Below are 16,677 nucleotides of genomic sequence, written 5' to 3'. Positions count from 1 at the left end.
GGTCATCCTTCGGGGGGATGACCGCGCCCCGATCAGTCTTTCGAGCGAACGGAGTGGTCATGATCCAGGCAGTGCGGCTGCGCAAGCACTACGGCAGGACGAAGGCCGTGGACGACCTGTCGTTCACCATCAAACCCGGCCGTGTCACGGGCTTTCTCGGCCCCAACGGTGCCGGCAAGTCCACGACCATGCGGATGATCCTCGGCCTCGACACCCCCACCGGTGGAGACGTCACGATCGACGGGAAGTACTACTCCGAGCTCAAGCAGCCGTTGCGCAAGATCGGCGCGTTGCTCGACGCGAAGTGGGTGCACCCCAACCGATCCGCGCGTTCGCACCTGAAGTGGCTCGCGGTCTCCAACAAGATCCCGGTCAGCCGCGTCGACGAGGTGCTGGAGATCGTCGGGCTGACCGAGGTCGGCGGCAAGAAGGCCGGTGGCTTCTCGCTCGGCATGTCCCAGCGGCTCGGCATCGCGGGCGCGCTGCTCGGCGACCCGGAGGTGCTGCTGTTCGACGAACCGGTCAACGGCCTCGACCCCGAGGGCATCCTCTGGATCCGGCAGTTCATGCACCGGCTCGCGGACGAGGGCCGCACCGTGTTCGTGTCGAGCCACCTGCTCTCGGAGATGGCGCAGACCGCGCAGGACCTCATCGTGATCGGCAGGGGCCGGCTGATCGCGCAGACCACCACCGAGCAGTTCATCAGCGACGCCACCCAGGACCACGTCCGGGTGCGCTCACCGCACGCGTTGAAGCTGCGCGAGATCCTCGCGGCCGGTGCCACGGTCACCGAGGACGCGGTCGACGGAGCCCTTGTGGTGCACGGACTTCCGGCGCCGCGCATCGGTGAGATCGCGGCGGAGAACCAGATCGTGCTGCACGAGCTCAGCCCTCAGCGCGGGTCGCTGGAGGAGGCCTTCATGCAGCTCACCAGTGAATCGGTGGAGTATCACGCCCACTGACGGGTGCCAGCACGTGCACGACGGCCTGCGGCCGCGGGCGGCGTGACCTGATGGCGGGCAACGCGATCAGCAGCCCCGTCAGCACCGCGGTCCCACCCGCCACGGCGGCGACGAACGGCAGCCGGTCCGTCATCCTCACGGCCGGCTGCGCGGCACGTTGTTGCGCCGCGGCGACAGGAGTGGTCGGCGTCGTCGACGGCCGCGGCGGCGGCAGCAACGGGTTGCGCTCCACCGGCGGAAGCTGGGCGGTCAGCGCGCCCATCGGGTTGACCATGCCGAACCCGGTCGTCTCGTCGCGGCCGGGTTCCGCCATGTCCTTCGCGGTCTTGATCAGCGCGTTGACGACGTCCTTGGCCGGCATCTGCGGATGCTTCCCCCGCACCAGCGCCGCGACACCGGACACGATCGCCGACGCCGCGCTCGTGCCGTCCATCTCGGCATAGCCGCTGGCGAAGACGCTTTCCGGCGCGGCGGTGACGATGCCCTCCGCCGGCGCCGCGATCGCGGTGTCGGCGCCGATGTTGGAGGACTTCCACGGCTTGCCCTGGCGGTCGGTGCCCGCGACCGCGATCACACCGCCGATGTTGGCGGGCGCGGAGACCTCCTTGCCCTCGTTGCCGGTGGCGGCGACGAGGACGACGTCCTTCTCGATCGCGTAGTTCACGGCCTTGACGAGGCTCGGCGTCATCGAGCTGGAGAAGCCCAGGGACATGTTGATGACCTTGGCGCCGTGGTCGGCCGCCCACCTGATGCTCTCCGCGACGACGTCGAGCGTGAACTGCTCCTTCTCGGCGCTCGCGATCGGCAGGATCTTGGCGCCGGGCGCGATGCCGAGCGCGCCGCCGTTGCGGCCGGTCGCGGCGATGATCCCGGCCATCCCGGTGCCGTGGCCGTCGGGGTCGGTCGTGCCGTCGCTGCCCTTCGAGCTGCCGAAGCCGGTACCGGGTAAGACGCGGCCGGAGAGGTCGGGGTGCTTGGCGTCGACGCCGGAGTCGATCACCGCGACCACCACGCCGTCACCGCGGCTCTGGTCCTGCGCGGAGTAGATGTCGAGCGCGTCGAGATGCCACTCCTGCTCCTCGATCGTCTGCGCGGCGAGCAGCAACGGCAGCGCGACGGCGAGCGCGGGAACCAGGTGCACGTCAGCTACATCGTGTTTCCAACCCACAGCGCAACGTGCCTGGGGTCACACGTTGCGTAAGAGTGGTGTTAACAAGCCGTGAAATGCCCCTTTCCAGACAACACCGGCGTTTGGATTCGCGTTCAATTGGGTTATCCCCGTGCCGGAGGTGGCCTGTGGCGGTCCGTGTCGAAGCAATGCTCAGCCTCGAGTGGTCTGACGCGCTCGAAGTCCCGAACTCTCCTGACCTGGCCAACGCACCGGCAGAGCTCCGCCGGTCCTGGGTGAACAAAGCGGACGAGAAGCAGGTCCTCGCGACGTACCGCGCGGTGAACGCGGTCGGTGACGCACCCGCGCCGTGGTGGCTGCGTGCGCTGGATCGCGGCAAGCTCTCCTCACGTGCCGAAGGTCACGCCCTCGAAGACGCGGTGACCGAACTGCTGTCCTCACGTCCCGGCTGGGTCTTCGTGCCGTGGGTCGACCACGGCGAGGTCGGGTACTGGGAGTTCGTGCCGTCCGAGACCGGTGTCTACGGTCCGGCGACGCCGACGACCGTGCAGTTCACGGCCTCGCACCGCGGCTGGATCCACCTGGTGCCCGCCCATCGCGGGCCTGGCCGGCCCCAGCCCATCGACTTCACGGTCGCCGACCTGCGTGCGCAGATCGAGGACATCGAACTCATTGCTTAGACTTCTCGGTCGTGACCAGGCCTGAGTTCCCCCGTTCCATCGTCAGCTTCGTCCAGCGCGGCGAGCGCATGACCGTGGGGCAGGAGCGCGCCTGGGACACGTACTGGGAGAAGATGGGCAACGACGTGAAAGCGTTGCCCGAGGGACCGCTGGACTTCGACTCGTGGTTCGGCCGTTCCGCGCCCGTGCTGCTGGAGATCGGTTCCGGCATGGGCGAGACGACCTCCCAGCTCGTGGCGGCGGCGCCCGAGCTCAACTACGTGGCCGTCGAGGTCTACAAGCCCGGCCTGGCCCAGCTGCTGCTGCGCGGCGAGCACCTCGGCGGGCTCGACAACCTGCGCGTGCTGCGCGGTGACGCCGTCGACCTGCTGACCGACCACATCGCGCCGGGGTCGTTGCACGGCGTGCGGATCTTCTTCCCGGACCCGTGGCCGAAGAAGAAGCACCACAAGCGCCGACTGGTGCAGCCGGAGTTCGTGTCGCTGCTCGCGTCGCGGCTCTCGCCGGGCGGGGTGCTGCACCTCGCGACGGACTGGGAGCACTACGCGGAGCAGATGCTCGAGGTGTGTTCCGGGGAGCGTTTGCTCACGAACATGTTCGACGACTGGGCGCCACGGCCGGACTGGCGGCCCGTCACGAAGTTCGAGCAGCGTGCGGTGAACGAGGGGCGCGTGTCGCACGACCTGATGTTCAAGCGGAACGACCTCACCTGATCGAGGTCTCAAGCCGTTCGAGTGAGCACACTCGGTCGAGCGTTCACTCGATGGGGTGGCACGTGTTGATCACCCGAAATGCCCCGAGTGGCAGTGACGCGTGAGGTCGTTCCGGCCATAGGTTCTCGCTCCGTGACCCCCGACGTCCTCCCCGTTGCGGAGGAGTTCGTCCGCATGTTCCACGCGGCGCACTCAGACGCAGGCTCGTTGTCCGCCCGCATCGCCCAGGTGCGCGCCGAGATCGCCGAGACCGGAACCTACCGCCACACCACCAACGAACTCGCGTACGGCGCGCGGATCGCGTTGCGAGATTCCGGTTGGTGCACCTCGGGTGTGCCGTGGCGGCGGCTCAAAGTCCGCGATCTGCGCGGCTATCGCAACGCCGCGGCTGTGGCGGGCGAGTGCGTCGAGCACCTGCGGCTCGCGACGAACGGCGGCGAGATCCGGCCGCTGGTCACGGTGTTCGCGCCGGACGCTCCCGGTTCGCCGGGTCCGGTGATCTGGAACGAGCAGCTGATCCGGTACGCCGGGTACGCCGACGGCATGGGGGACCGTCGCTTCACCCAGTTCACCGAGACCATGCAGGGCATGGGATGGCGGCCGCCTGCCCGGCGATCGCGCTTCGACCTGCTGCCGTTGGTGGTGGAGACCGAGCACGAAGGATCGCGGCTGTTCACCTTGCCGCAGGAGATCGTGCACGAGGTTCCGCTGGAGCACCCGACTTTGCCGTGGTTCGGCGAGATGGGCCTGCGCTGGCACGCGGTTCCGGTCATCTCGAACATGCGGCTGTCGATCGGCGGCGTGAACTACCCGGCCGCGCCGTTCAACTCCTGGTTCGTGGGCGCCGAGATCGGCACTCGTTCGCTCGCCGAAGAAGGCGCATACGGTGTGGCGCGCGAGGTCGCCGACGCGTTGGGTTTGGACACTTCATCCGAACGCACGCTGTGGCGGGACTTCGCGACCGTTCACCTGAACGCGGCAGTGCTGCACTCATTCGACAAGGCGTCCGTCACCATCACCGACCACCACGCGGAGGCCTTGCACCGCCTCGCGTGGTTGCGCTCTCGCCAACGTCCTTCCGCGGCCAGGCCCGCTTTCCGCCTGGACCCGGCCGCCGCGGCCCGTGCCCGCACCGGTGCGCCGGCGAGGTTCACGGCCGCGTTGGACGAAACCCGTCCTCAACCGACCAGCAGGCTGGCGGAACTGCTTCGCCTGCAACATTCCCTGACCAGCGCCTGACTTCCCCATCACACGCTGATCGCGGTCGATCTCTAACGCTGAGAGTCGATCATCACGCCCGACAGGGCCATCAGTGCAAGGACCAACAGGCCGACCACCGCGGCGGCCCAAGTGAACACAACTGACAACATGGCGTCCTCCATTCCCCGACTTTCGCTCCTCCAGAGTCCGTTACCGCGTCGTCATCCGGCATCCGCCGGGAGGGTATTTCCGCAGGTCGCCCACTCAGCCTTATGGCTGACCCGTAGGTAGACCCCGGTCGGACGCGGGATCAGCCTTCCGGCTTTACCGTGTACCGGGTGGAGAGCACGGAACTGAACTGGCGGTTGCTCGCCAAACGCCAGTGGCCGCTGGCGCTCTCACTGGCCTTCATCGCGTCGCTCGAACTGATCACCGCGGACTTCACGAACCCCTGGTGGCAGGCTCCCGGGGTCGCGGTGATCTGCGCGATCGCGGTGCTGGCGCCTCGCCGCCCGTTCGACGCGACGCTCGCACTCGCTGCCGCGATCACCTTCACGGCGATCTACCTGCGGTTCATCGGCGTCCCGATGCATCCGCACTTCTTCGTCAGCGGTGCGTCGATCTCCGTGACGGGCGCGGCCATGGCGACCATCGCGATCGTCGTCCGCGAGGCATCGCGCTGGTACGCGGTGTCCGGCAGCGCGCTCGTCGTGGTGGCGATGGTGGCCGCGGAGTTCATCGGCTACCCGATCGTGGCGCCGCAGGAGTACTACCGCTACGAGTACACACCCGACGTGCCGGGTTACCTGTTCGGCGCGGTCCTCATGCTCGTGGTGGCGGTCGGGACTGGCCTGTACTTCCGGGCCCGCGACAACGAACGCACGTCTCAGTTGGCCGCTTCCGTCGCCGCGGCCCAGAACGCGGAACGCCTTGCGCTGGCCCGTGAACTGCACGACGTGGTGGCGCACTACGTGACGGCGATCGTGGTGCACGCGCAGGCTGGCCAGATGAGTCGCGAGACCGCCGAGCAGGTGCTGCCGACCATCGAGGCGTCCGGCTACGAGGCGCTGACCGCGATGCGGCGGCTGGTCGGGACGTTGCGGGACGGCGAATCCTCCGGACCGGCCGCGTCCTCGTCGCTGGTGGACGACGTGCGCTCGCTGGCGGCGGAGTCCGGGCTGCCGGTGCGGCTTTCGTTCGACCTGCAGGACGCGGTGCCGCAGGAGCTGGCCCGCTCGGTGCTGCGGTTGGTGCAGGAATCGCTGACGAACACCCAGAAACACGCGGCGGCAGTGTCCTCAGTGGATGTTTCGCTGTCCTCAAGGGACGGTGTGCTGTTCCTTGCCGTGTCCGACGACGGGATCGCTTCCGGCGTTCCCGTTGGGGGCTCGGGAGGTTACGGCATCATCGGCATGCGTGAACGCGCGGAACTGCTCGGCGGGACGTTCTCCGCAGGCCGACGCGAACCGACTGGATGGACGGTCCGCGCCGAACTGCCGATCTCGTAGCTCAGCTGTCCTCGCGGATGACGTCGAACTCCTTCGTCATCTCGGCATCGCTGAACTGGTCGTCGTTCTGTGGGTCGATGTCGGCCACTGATGCCTCCGCATGATCACGCCGTACCCGTGCGATGTGATCATGCCAACTCAGCGCCGAGTCGGCGGCTTGGGGGTGGCGGGCTTCTGCGCGCGCCGGAAGTCTCCACTGGACGTGCACGGCTTCTTCGACATGATCATGTGACGCCCTTGTCCCGTCCGTGGTTGCGTGCGGATGCACAAGGGGCCTGTCGCAACTAGCGCGACAGGCCCCTTGGTTGGGGAGGAGTTAAAGGCCGGGGCGGACCCTGGGGGTCGGCCCGCGCCCGACGGGATCAGGATTCCCATTCGTCACCGACCCATGCCTGCTTGTGACTGGGATCACAATGGGAAGATTCTCCGCATGTCACTGCGCCTGCACGCTCCGGTGGTCCTGCCCTGCGACCCGTCCTGCTCCGTGTTGCGGGACGCGGTCGTGGACGTCGTGGACGGTCGGATCACCTTTGTGGGTGGTTCTGCCGACGCGCCGGCCTTCGACGGCGAGGTCCGGCAGCTGACCGGAATCCTGCTGCCCGGTCTGGTGAACACCCACGCGCACAGCCCGATGACGGTGCTGCGCGGCCTGGGCAGCGACCTGCCGCTGCTGCGGTGGTTGCAGGAACAGATGTGGCCCAACGAGGCGCAGATGACCGCGGCCGACGTCGGTACGGGCATGCTGCTCGGCGCTGTGGAGATGCTGCGGCACGGCGTCACCACCTCGGCCGAGATGTACTTCCACGGACCGGAGCTGGTGTCCTCGATCCTGGCCGCCGGGTCACGCGTGGTGTTCGGCGCGGCGATCCTCGACGTGCCCGGCATGTCGTGGCGGTCGCTGATGGACGAGATGACGTCGTGGATCGACGCCGACGGGCTGCGGTTCGGGCCGGGCGAGCGGGTGGAACTGGCCTACGGTCCGCACTCCGCGTACACGCTGGCGCCCTCGATGCTGACCGCCGTGGCCGAGGAGGCTCGGGCGCGCGAGGCGTTGCTGATGGTGCACGTCGCCGAGTCGCCGGAGGAGGACCTCGCGCAGCGGGCCGAGTACGGCTCGGTGCCGGCGTTGCTGAAGGCTTCGGACGTGCTGGGCGGGCGAGTGCTGTCCGCGCACTCGGTGCATCTGTCCGATGACGACATCGCGCTGTACGCGTCGTACGGCGTCGGTGTGGCGCACTGCCCCGGTTCCAACGCGAAGCTGGCCTCCGGCATCGCGCGGGTGCCGGCGCTGCTGAACGCGGGCGTGAACGTCGGACTCGGCACCGACGGACCCGCGTCCAATGACGACCTCGACCTGCTCGAGGAGGCACGACTGGCGGCGCTGTTCGCGCGGGTCTCCGCGATGGACGCGACGGTGCTGGGTGCCGCGCAGGCGTTGCTGATGGCGACTCGGGGCGGGGCCGCGGCTCTCGGCCGCGAGGACATCGGGGCGTTGGAGGCCGGGCGTTGGGGCGATGTCGTGCACATCGACGTCGACGACCCCGCCTTCGCGACCGGGCTGGACGCGCCCGACTCCCAGCTGCTGGCGAACCTCGTCTGGGCTTCCGGAGCCCGGCGGGTCACCGACGTGTGGGTCGCCGGCGACCACGTCGTCGCAGGTGGGGAGTCCACTCGGGTGGATCGGCGGGAGGCTCAGGCCGGAGTGACCGCCGTTGCCTCCCGCTTGCGGAGCGTCAACCTCTGACCACAGGCTGTTGACGGGCCCGTGGACAACTCACCTCGGCCGGGGGCGCACCATCACGTCGGTGATGTGCGCGTCGGGCGTCGCCAGCACGGCTGACGCCACCGCCCGTCCCACCGACGCCGGGTCGATGTACTGCGAGGAGTCGTAGTCGCCGCCTTCCTGGCGGCGCACGTCCTGCTGCATCGGCGTGGCGGTCCGGCCGGGGAAGACCGAGGTCACCCGCAACGACGGCTCGTCGGCGCGCAGGGCGTCGGCGTAGGCGCGCAGGGCGAACTTCGAGGCCGCGTACACGCCCCAGCCCGGATTGGCGTTCAGGCCGGCGCCCGAGTTGATCAGCACGACGTGGCCTGAGGCGGCTCGAAGCTGTGGCAGCACCAGGTTCGTCAGTTCGGCGACGGCGAAGACGTTCACGTCGAACGTCGTGCGCCAGTCGGCGGGGGACGCCTCGGCGAGCGGGCCGAGCAGCGCGACGCCCGCGCTGTGCACGAGAACGTCCAGGCGCTGCAACGGACCCAGGTCCGCGCTGGCCACGTTCGTCAGGTCGAACGGCCACGCCTGCGCGCCGGGCAGTTCGGCGGCGACCAGTGAGAGGGACGTTTCGTCGCGTCCACCTAGCAGAAGATCGTGAGTTGGGGCCAGACTGCGGGCGATGGCCGAGCCGATTCCGCTGGATGCCCCGGTGACGAGGGCGACCGGACGATCACTCATGGGGGAACCGTAACGTGCCGAAGAAGTGGCTGGTCCCGTTCCTGTGCCTGCTGTACTTCGTCAACTACCTCGACCGGGTCAACATCGGGTTCGCCGGGCCGAACGGGATGTCGGACGAGCTGAAGCTGACGGCGACGGCGTTCGGGTTCGCCTCCGGGGTGTTCTTCATCGGGTACCTCCTGCTCGAGGTGCCCAGCAACCTGGCGTTGCACCGGTTCGGGGCGCGGAAGTGGATCGCCCGGATCATGATCAGCTGGGGGATCGTCGCCACGGCCATGGCGTTCGTGCCCAACGGAACCGTGCTGATCGTCCTGCGGTTTCTGCTGGGTGTGGCGGAGGCCGGGTTCTTTCCCGGCATCATCCTGTACCTGACGTACTGGTTCCCGGAGAAGGAACGGGCGCGAATCGTCGCGCTGTTCATGATGGCGGTGCCGATCTCGACCGCGCTCGGGGCCACGCTCAGCGGGTTGCTGATCCAGTGGACTGACTGGCGCACGATGTTCCTGATCGAGGGACTGCCCGCGATCGCGCTGGCGTTCGTGACGTGGTTCTGGTTGCCGGACAAGCCGGAGACCGCGATCGAGGAGCCGGCGAAGGAGCACTGGCCGCTGCGCAAGGCCCTCACGCACCCGCGGATCCTGGCGTTGAGCTTCGTGTACTTCGGGATCGTGTACGGGCTGTACACCCTGGGGTTCTTCCTGCCCACGATCATCAAGGGCCTGGCGCCGAACGCCGGCATCGTCGAGCGCGGGTTGATCAACGCTATTCCGTACGTCCTCGGTGCGGTCGCCATGGTCCTGTGGGCCAGGCACGGAGACCGCACCGGAGAACGGAAGTGGCACGTTGCCGCGCCGATGTTGCTCGGGGGAGCGGCCATCCCCGTCGCGCTCTACCTCAGCAACCCCGTCGCCGCGATGGTCGCCGTCTCGGTCTGCGCCATCGGTGTTTGTGCCGCCCTGCCCACGTTCTGGGCACTTCCCACGAGCTTTCTGGGCGGCACGGCCGCGGCGGGCGGGATCGCGTTGATCAACTCACTGGGCAACGTGAGTGGCTTCGTCGCGCCTTACGTCACCGGATGGTTGCGTGACATCACCGGGACCCAGAAGACCGGCCTCTGGGTCGTCGGCATCACGATGATCAGCGCAGCCGTGGTCGCGCTGGTTCAGAGAGCGGGCACGGAGAAGGTGTAGAGCGCCTCGTAGTGCACGGACGTCTGGGTACCTTCCTGGCATCCGCCCGTCGGGGCGAGGCCGCCCTTGGTCGCGAGGCGCTGCACGTAGCTGACGCCGCCGAACACCCCCGCGCCCCTGGTCGACTTGGCCTTCAGCAGGAGCTCCGGAACGGCTCCGGGAACCTCGTTGCGGGCACCGTCGACCGGAGCGGCCTCGACCGCGCTGCCATCGATCGTGGACACCCAGATCGGACCACGTGAGTGCAGCGCGACCGCACGGCCGAGCCGGTCAGCCAGGGTGGCTGCGGGCTCCAGCCCCTTCCAGGCGCCGGTCACACAGCTGTAGGTCTGCACACCCTTGGCGTAGAACTTGGCGACGAGCTTGTTGCCTGGCGGAACTTTCACCGCGGACGCGACCTGCGCTTCTGATACGTCCATGGCTTCCGGCGTCGGCGCGGCGGTGGAGCCTGCCACTCCTGCTCCGACGCCGATCAGAGCTGTTGCGACGAGCACGAGCCCAGCACGTTTCATCACTTACTCCTAGTGGACAGAACAGACAGTGCGACGTGTCTTGGCTGTCCGCGGTGCAGCCACCAGGGCTAACGTGCAGGTGACCGCACCGGTTCAAACGACTTCACCTAGTGAGACGATGCGTACCGCGCGTACTCAGGCAGCAGGAGCGAAGAACGTGTAGAGCGCCTTGTAGGGCACGGAGATCTGGGCGCCGGCCTTGCAGCCGCCGGACGGAGCAACGCCGCCCTCGGTGGCGAGGCGCTGGATGTAGCTGACCTTGCCGAACAGGCCGTCGCCGCGCACGGTCTTGGTCTTCAGCAGGAGCTCGGGGACGGCGCCCTTGATGTCGTTCTTCGCACCGTCGACCGGCGTCGCCTCTACCGCGCTGCCGTCCACTGTGGACACCCAGATCGGGCCGCGGGAGTGCAGGATGATCGGCTTGCCGTCCTTGTCCACCAGGGTCGCGGCGGGCTCCAGGCCCTTCCACGCGTTGCCGGTGCAGCTGTACGTCTGGACACCCTCGGCCTGGTACTTGCCGACGAGCTGCTGACCGGCCGGAACCTGGACGGCGGCCGCGACAGGGACGTCCTTGTCGGCCTGGGCGACCGGGGTCGGGGTTGCGGTGCCGGCGGTGGTGCCGCACGCAGCAAGACCCAGAAGAGCAGCAGTACCAACGAAAAGACCAACACGCTTCACAGCTCACTCCAAAGTAGACAGCCATTGTGGACGTTCCCGTCGGCTGTCCGCGGTGCAGCCACCCATCACACGGACAGATGGCTGCACCGGTTCATTCCGGTTGAGTGACCCAGCGCACAGTCGGAGGATCAGTCGCAGATCTTGCGACGGTCCTTGCGCCACACCACCGCGACGGACGGACGCGGCTGCGAGGTGCCACCGTCCGGCCAGTGCGAGAGCGGGTTGTTCGCCGAAGCGCCGTCGAGCTCACCGGGGTGCTGCACGGACACCAGCACGAAGTCCTCGGTGATGACCGGACCGCAGGTCTCCGCGCCCTTGGACACCGTGAGGAACTGCTTCACGAACCCGCGGCGCTTGCCGGCGACGGGCAGCGCGAACAGGCCGTCGTTGGACCCCAGGGCGTTGCCGTCCGTGGAGATCCACAGGTTGCCGTGCGAGTCGAACGCGACGTTGTCCGGGCACGAGATCGCGCTGACCTGCGACTTGTCGTAGCCGCCGAAGTACGTGCCGGGGTCCTTCGGGTCACCGCAGACCAGCAGCAGCTTCCACGAGAACACCAGCGCCGTGTTGTCGCTGCGGCGCTCCTCGATCTCGAGGATGTGGCCGTGCTTGTTGGCGTTGCGCGGGTTGATCTCGGTCGGGCCTTCCTTGCCCGCCTTGCCGCGGTCGGTGTTGTTGGTCAGCGCGGCGTAGATCCGGCGGTTGTGCTTCGAGGGCTCGACGTCCTCCGGACGGTCCATCTTCGTGGCGCCCATCTTGTCCGCGGCCAGCCGCGTGAAGACGTACACCTCCTCGGCGGTGAAGCCCGGCACGAACGACTTGTCGTTGTGCGCCAGGGCGATCCACTCGCCGGTGCCGTCGAACTCGCCGTCCTTGGGCAGCGTGCCGTCGCCGATGATCTCCGCGGCCGGGCTGTCACCGGTGAACTTGGCGACGTAGAGCGTGCCCTTGTCCAGCAGCTTCTTGTTGTGCTCGCGGGCGCGCTTCGAGTCACCCTTCTGCATGCGCTCGTCGGTGACGAACTTGTACATGTAGTCGAAGCGCTCGTCGTCACCCATGTACGCGACGACGCGGCCGTCCTTCGCGACGATGACGTTCGCGCCCTCGTGCTTGAAGCGGCCGAGCGCGGTGTGCTTGACCGGCGTCGACTTCGGGTCGAGCGGGTCGATCTCGACGATCCAGCCGAAGCGGTTGGCCTCGTTCGGCTCCTGCGCGAGGTCGAAGCGCTTGTCGAACTTCTCCCACTTGCGCAGCGACGCGCCACCGCTGATTCCGTAGCGGACGAACTTGGCCTTCGTGTCCGGGTCGGTGACCAGGTTGGCGTTGGCGAAGTACTGGTTGAAGTTCTCCTCGCCGGACACGATCGTGCCCCACGGCGTGACGCCGCCGGAGCAGTTGTTCTGCGTGCCCAGCACGGTCTTGCCGGTCGGGTCGGCGGAGGTCTTGAGGAACTTCGAGCCGGCCGCGGGGCCACGCACCTCGAACGGCGTGGTGAGCGTGATCCGGCGGTTGTACTTCTCCATGTCGTCCGGGCAGACGAAGAGCTTGCCCGTGCGGGGGTCGCGGTCGACCATCACGACCGACAGGCCGTGCGCGGCCCACGCGATCTTGGCGTGCTTCTCGGTGACCTTGTCCGCGGCCCAGTCCTTGAACATGAAGGACTCGGTCGTGTACTCGTGGTTGCTCACCATGAGCCAGCTGTCGTGGTAGCCGGGCACCGGGACGAGGCCGCAGAAGTCGTTGTTGAAGCCGAACTGCTTCGCCTGCGCTTCTGGCGTCTGGTTGTCGAAGTCGAACGCGGGCGCGTCCGGCAGCACCGCGTCACCCCAGCGGATGACGACGTCCTGCTGGAACCCCTTGGGCACCGTGATCTGGTCGAGGGTGTTGGGCAGCACCGGCTCGAAGTTGAGTCCGTCGTTGTTGTGGCCGAACCCGAGGTTCAGGTCGACGTCGACGTTTACCGGGGCTGCGGCGGCCGAGCCGGACATCGCGAGCGCACCGGCGCCGGCGACCGCGACGACCGCGCCCGCCTTGAGCATGCCGCGGCGGCTCACGACCTCCTTGACGACGTCGCCGAAGTACGCGTTCTGCGACGAGTTGGGCGCTTCGTGCGCACAGGCGTTGCCACAGCGGAACTCGCAGGTGACGGCCTGACGCCCGAGCGGGTGGTTCGTCGGGAGCAGGGGCAGCAGGCGGCGGCCCCGATCGGTGGATGAAGACACGCAGGCCTCCGAGATCGGTCAGTGTGGGAACTGGCCGAACCTAAGAGCCCAACGAGTTCGCCTGCCGTCCAGGAGGTGAACGGCAGGCGAACACGCGCTACTCCCGAACGATCGGGCAACGCTGGGTGATCAACCGATTTCACCCAGCTGACGATGGCCTTCTCGCCACACCGCGACGACCGACGGACGAGGCCGCGAGTCACCCCGGTCCGGCCAGTTGGAGGCGGGCTTGTCGGCGCTCGCGCCGTCCACCTCACCGGGGTGCTGGACGCACACGGTGATCACCCGCTCGCCGATGATCGGGCCGCACGTCTCACCACCGCGCGGCACCGTGAGGAACAGCTTGAGGTGGCCTCGCTCCGGTCCTTCCAGCGGCACGCCGTAGAGGCCGTCGTTCAACCCGTCCAGCTTGCCGTCGGCGTCCGTGGAGATCCACAGGTTGCCGTGCCGGTCGAACGCCACGTTGTCCGGGCTGGAGATCGGGCTGACCTTCGACTTGTCGTAGCCGCCGAAGTAGGTGTTGGGGTCGTTCGGGAAACCGCACACCATGAACAGGTTCCAGTTGAACGTCAGCGCCAGCGCGTCGCTGCGTCGTTCGATCAGCTCCAGCACCTGCCCGTGCCGGTTGTTCACCCGCGGGTTCGGCTCGGTCCCGCCCTCCTTGCCTGGCAGGCCGCGCTCGACGTTGTTGCTGAGCGCGCAGTAGACCGTGCCGGTGCGCGGGTGCGTCTCGATGTCCTCGGGACGGTCCATCTTGGTCGCGCCGACCTTGTCCGCCGCGATGCGCGTGAAGACGTACACCTCTTCGGCGGACATCCCAGGCACGAACGACTTCTTGCCCGCTGCCAACGGGATCCACTCACCGGTGCCGTCGAACTTCCCGTCGCTGGGCAGCTTTCCGGTGCCGTCGATCTCGCTTGCCGGGCTGTCACCCTTGAACCGCGCGACGTAGAGCGTGCCGTCGTCGAGCAGCGTCATGTTGTGGCGGCGCGCGGCCTTGCTGTTGCCGCGCTTGACTTTGCCGTTCGAGATGAACTTGTAGATGTACTCGAACCGCTCGTCGTCACCGGAGTACGCGACGACGCGGCCGTCGTCGGCGATGCGCACGTTCGCGGTCTCGTGCTTGAACCGGCCGAGGTGCGTGTGCTTGACCGGCGTGGAGTCCGGGTCGTTGGGGTCGAGCTCGATGACCCAGCCGAACCTGTTGACCTCGTTGGGTTCCTGCGCGAGGTCCCAGCGCTTGTCGAAGCGCTCCCACTTGCGCGTCGTCGCCGTGCCGGTGACGCCGTAGCGAGTGAGCCTCGGGTCGTTGCGCCCGGCGGCGTTGGCGAAGTACTGGTTGAAGTTCTCCTCGCCGGACAGGATCGTGCCCCACGGCGTGACGCCGCCGGAGCAGTTGTTGATCGTGCCGAGCACGGTCTTGCCCTGGGGGTCGACCGAGGTCTTGAGCAGGTCGCTGCCCGCGGCCGGGCCACGCACCTCGAACGGCGTGTGCAACGTGATGCGGCGGTTGTACTTGCTGAAGCGCGGCCGGTAGTGGCCGGAGAACAGCGAGCGCTTGACCATGAACACCGAAAGGCCGTGCGCGGCCCAGGCGATCTTGACCTGCTCCTCGGTGGGGTTCGCGGCGCTGTAGCCGCGGAACATGAAGGGCTCGCTGGTGTACTCGTGGTTCGTGACCATGATCCCGGTCAGCCCGAGCGGGTCCTGCGGCAGGATCGCCGCGAAGTCGCAGTTGAAGCCGAACTGCCTGGCCTGCTTGGCCGCGGTCTGGTTGTCGAAGTCGAACTCCGGCACGCCGGGGAAGAGCGGGTCGCCCCAGCGGATCACGACGCCCTGCTGGTAGCCCTCGGGGATGACGACCTCGTCCTTGGTGTTGACCTCGACGGGCTTGAAGTCGAGTCCCCGCGGTGGGCGGCCGTGGGACTGGGCCTCAGGTTCCGCCGCCGCGGTGGCCGGCAGTGCGACCGTCGCGGCCGCGGCGATCACAGCGCCTGCCTTGAGCGCGGCGCGACGGCTGACGAGGTCCCCGAAGTAGGGGTTGTCCGAGGTGTTGGGCACCTCGTGGAAACAGGCATCTCCGCAGCGGTACTCGCACGTCACCGCTGCTCTGCCGATGCGGTGGTTGGCGAGCGGCAGAGGGATCATGGTGGTGGCCTCCTACAGTCGGTCCGGGAACCGGTACCGACCGTATGCTGCAGTTCACCCTTTGTTAACCCACCAGTTGTTCTGACCTGACGATCGCTTCGTCCGGAATCTCCCGCGTGTCCGTCCGGTTCAGCGTGAGCAGCCCCGCCGCGAGGACGCAGAGGACGGCCGCCACGACGAACGGCGAGGCGAGGTGGCTGACGAACGTCGCCGCGAGGGCACCGCCGAGCCAGCGCAGGAAGTTGTAACCAGCGCTCGCAACCGGCCGCGGCGCGTCGCTGACGCTCATGGCGGTACCGGTGAACAGGGTGTTCAGCAGGCCGCTGACCAGGCCGCTCACGATCACGGCGACCACCAGCAACGGCTTGCTCGGCACGGCCATCAGCAGCATGAGCACCGCGAAGGCGAGGACCGAACCGATGATCGCGCGCTTCTCGCCGATCCTGTCGGCGAGCCGGGGAGCGAGGAAGACGCTCGACAGCGCAACGCCCACACCCCAGCCGAAGAAGATCAGTCCGATCTCGACTGCGCCCCAGCGCAGGACGAACGGCGACCACGCGAGAACCGTGAAGAACGCGGCCGTGTAGAGCGCGGCACCGATCGACGTGCGCAGCAGGACCGGGTTCTTGAGTGCCTTGAGCGGGTCGAGCAAGCCGATCTTCTGCCGTTCGTGGTGGGAGTCCTTGGCCAGGAAGATCACGCAGAGGACCAGCGCGATGGCCATCAGAACGGCGGTGCCGAGGAACGGCCCGCGCCACGAGAAGCTGCCGAGCAGTGCACCGAGCAGCGGCCCGACGCTCAGACCAAGGCCGAGGGCGGCCTCGTAGAGCAGGATCGCGCCCTTCTGCCCGCCGCTGGCCGCGCCGACGATGACGCTGAGCGCGGTCGCGATGAAGAACGCGTTGCCGAGCCCCCAGACGGCCCGCAGTCCCACGAGCTGGCCGATGCTCCCCGCCGCCGCGCACGCCAGCGTGGCGACGACGATCAGCGCGAGCCCGCCGACGAGCGTCCGCTTGGCCCCGAACCGCGCACTCGCGGCGCCGGTGAACAGCATCGCGACGACCTGAACGCCGAGGTAGGAGGAGAAGAGGAGGGTGACCTGCGCGGGTGTTGCGTGCAGACCCTCTGCGATGGACAACAGGATCGGGTCCACGAGCCCGATCCCCATGAAAGCGATGACCGCGGCGAAGGCCGTGATCCACACCTGCTTGGGCTGAGCCTTGAAATTCACTTAGCTACCCTAACATTTATTACTTCGTGTAGCTAAGTATCCTGCGCCACAG

General features: G+C 67.9%; 15 protein-coding genes. 7 read left to right on the top strand and 8 right to left on the bottom strand.

All coding sequences use genetic code 11. The annotated features are described in order from the left end of the window. Window positions 1–59 precede the first annotated feature (59 nt). Window positions 60–962, top strand: a complete 903-nt coding sequence (locus tag ACIA8G_RS22955) for an ABC transporter ATP-binding protein (protein WP_396420683.1) — start codon at window positions 60–62, stop codon at window positions 960–962. Here ACIA8G_RS22955 and mycP read toward each other — a convergent pair. Beyond that, on the bottom strand, window positions 928–2,103 hold the full coding sequence (gene mycP / locus ACIA8G_RS22950) for a type VII secretion-associated serine protease mycosin (protein WP_396420682.1): 1,176 nt from the start codon (window positions 2,101–2,103) through the stop codon (window positions 928–930). The two genes, ACIA8G_RS22955 and mycP, sit on opposite strands and share 35 nt — an antisense overlap. A 155-nt stretch (window positions 2,104–2,258) precedes the next feature. Here mycP and ACIA8G_RS22945 point away from each other — a divergent pair, with 155 nt between their 5' ends. The 4 genes from ACIA8G_RS22945 (at window position 2,259) to ACIA8G_RS22930 (ending at window position 6,192) form a co-directional block, all read left to right on the top strand. After that, entirely contained in the window at window positions 2,259–2,771 is a 513-nt protein-coding gene (locus ACIA8G_RS22945) for a hypothetical protein (RefSeq protein ID WP_396420681.1), read from the top strand. 68 nt (window positions 2,772–2,839) lie between these two features. Continuing rightward, window positions 2,840–3,484 (top strand): tRNA (guanosine(46)-N7)-methyltransferase TrmB, encoded by a 645-nt coding sequence (gene trmB / locus ACIA8G_RS22940; protein WP_396421256.1) that lies wholly within the window; start codon window positions 2,840–2,842, stop codon window positions 3,482–3,484. Window positions 3,485–3,616: 132 nt separating this feature from the next. After that, window positions 3,617–4,723, top strand: coding sequence for a nitric oxide synthase oxygenase (locus tag ACIA8G_RS22935; protein ID WP_396420680.1), 1,107 nt, complete (start codon window positions 3,617–3,619; stop codon window positions 4,721–4,723). 299 nt (window positions 4,724–5,022) lie between these two features. After that, entirely contained in the window at window positions 5,023–6,192 is a 1,170-nt protein-coding gene (locus tag ACIA8G_RS22930) for a sensor histidine kinase (RefSeq protein WP_396420679.1), read from the top strand. A 1-nt stretch (window position 6,193) separates the two neighbouring features. Here the strand turns inward: ACIA8G_RS22930 and ACIA8G_RS22925 are convergent, their stop codons facing one another. Continuing rightward, entirely contained in the window at window positions 6,194–6,400 is a 207-nt protein-coding gene (locus ACIA8G_RS22925; RefSeq protein WP_396420678.1) for a hypothetical protein, read from the bottom strand. Between the two features lie 222 nt (window positions 6,401–6,622). On the opposite strand from ACIA8G_RS22925, the gene ACIA8G_RS22920 reads away from it, so the two are divergent. Beyond that, complete coding sequence (locus ACIA8G_RS22920) at window positions 6,623–7,936, top strand: amidohydrolase family protein (RefSeq protein ID WP_396420677.1); 1,314 nt, start codon at window positions 6,623–6,625, stop codon at window positions 7,934–7,936. Between the two features lie 30 nt (window positions 7,937–7,966). On the opposite strand, the gene ACIA8G_RS22915 is transcribed toward ACIA8G_RS22920, so the two are convergent. Beyond that, window positions 7,967–8,644, bottom strand: coding sequence for an SDR family oxidoreductase (locus tag ACIA8G_RS22915; RefSeq protein ID WP_396420676.1), 678 nt, complete (start codon window positions 8,642–8,644; stop codon window positions 7,967–7,969). A gap of 14 nt (window positions 8,645–8,658) precedes the next feature. Between ACIA8G_RS22915 and ACIA8G_RS22910 the strand changes: the two genes are divergently transcribed. Next, window positions 8,659–9,834, top strand: a complete 1,176-nt coding sequence (locus ACIA8G_RS22910; RefSeq protein ID WP_396420675.1) for an MFS transporter — start codon at window positions 8,659–8,661, stop codon at window positions 9,832–9,834. Here the strand turns inward: ACIA8G_RS22910 and ACIA8G_RS22905 are convergent. The 5 genes from ACIA8G_RS22905 to ACIA8G_RS22885 all read right to left on the bottom strand — a co-directional run bounded on the left by ACIA8G_RS22905 (window position 9,807) and on the right by ACIA8G_RS22885 (window position 16,625). Then, window positions 9,807–10,346: a DUF3455 domain-containing protein gene (locus ACIA8G_RS22905; RefSeq protein WP_396420674.1), complete on the bottom strand. Its 540-nt coding sequence runs from the start codon at window positions 10,344–10,346 to the stop codon at window positions 9,807–9,809. The two genes, ACIA8G_RS22910 and ACIA8G_RS22905, sit on opposite strands and share 28 nt — an antisense overlap. Window positions 10,347–10,481: 135 nt before the next feature. Next, window positions 10,482–11,024: a DUF3455 domain-containing protein gene (locus tag ACIA8G_RS22900; RefSeq protein ID WP_396420673.1), complete on the bottom strand. Its 543-nt coding sequence runs from the start codon at window positions 11,022–11,024 to the stop codon at window positions 10,482–10,484. Between the two features lie 128 nt (window positions 11,025–11,152). Next, on the bottom strand, window positions 11,153–13,246 hold the full coding sequence (locus ACIA8G_RS22895; RefSeq protein ID WP_396420672.1) for a PhoX family protein: 2,094 nt from the start codon (window positions 13,244–13,246) through the stop codon (window positions 11,153–11,155). Between the two features lie 129 nt (window positions 13,247–13,375). Continuing rightward, on the bottom strand, window positions 13,376–15,394 hold the full coding sequence (locus tag ACIA8G_RS22890) for a PhoX family protein (protein WP_396420671.1): 2,019 nt from the start codon (window positions 15,392–15,394) through the stop codon (window positions 13,376–13,378). Window positions 15,395–15,458: 64 nt separating this feature from the next. Further along, a complete protein-coding gene (locus tag ACIA8G_RS22885; protein WP_396420670.1) occupies window positions 15,459–16,625 on the bottom strand; it encodes an MFS transporter in 1,167 nt (388 codons plus the stop codon). Between the last annotated feature and the right edge of the window lie 52 nt (window positions 16,626–16,677).

The sequence above is a fragment of the Lentzea sp. NPDC051213 genome (assembly GCF_044455585.1).
Classification (GTDB): Bacteria; Actinomycetota; Actinomycetes; order Mycobacteriales; family Pseudonocardiaceae; genus Lentzea.
Note: the sequence above shows the minus strand (reverse complement) of the source record. Positions and strands in the feature narration are given on the sequence as shown.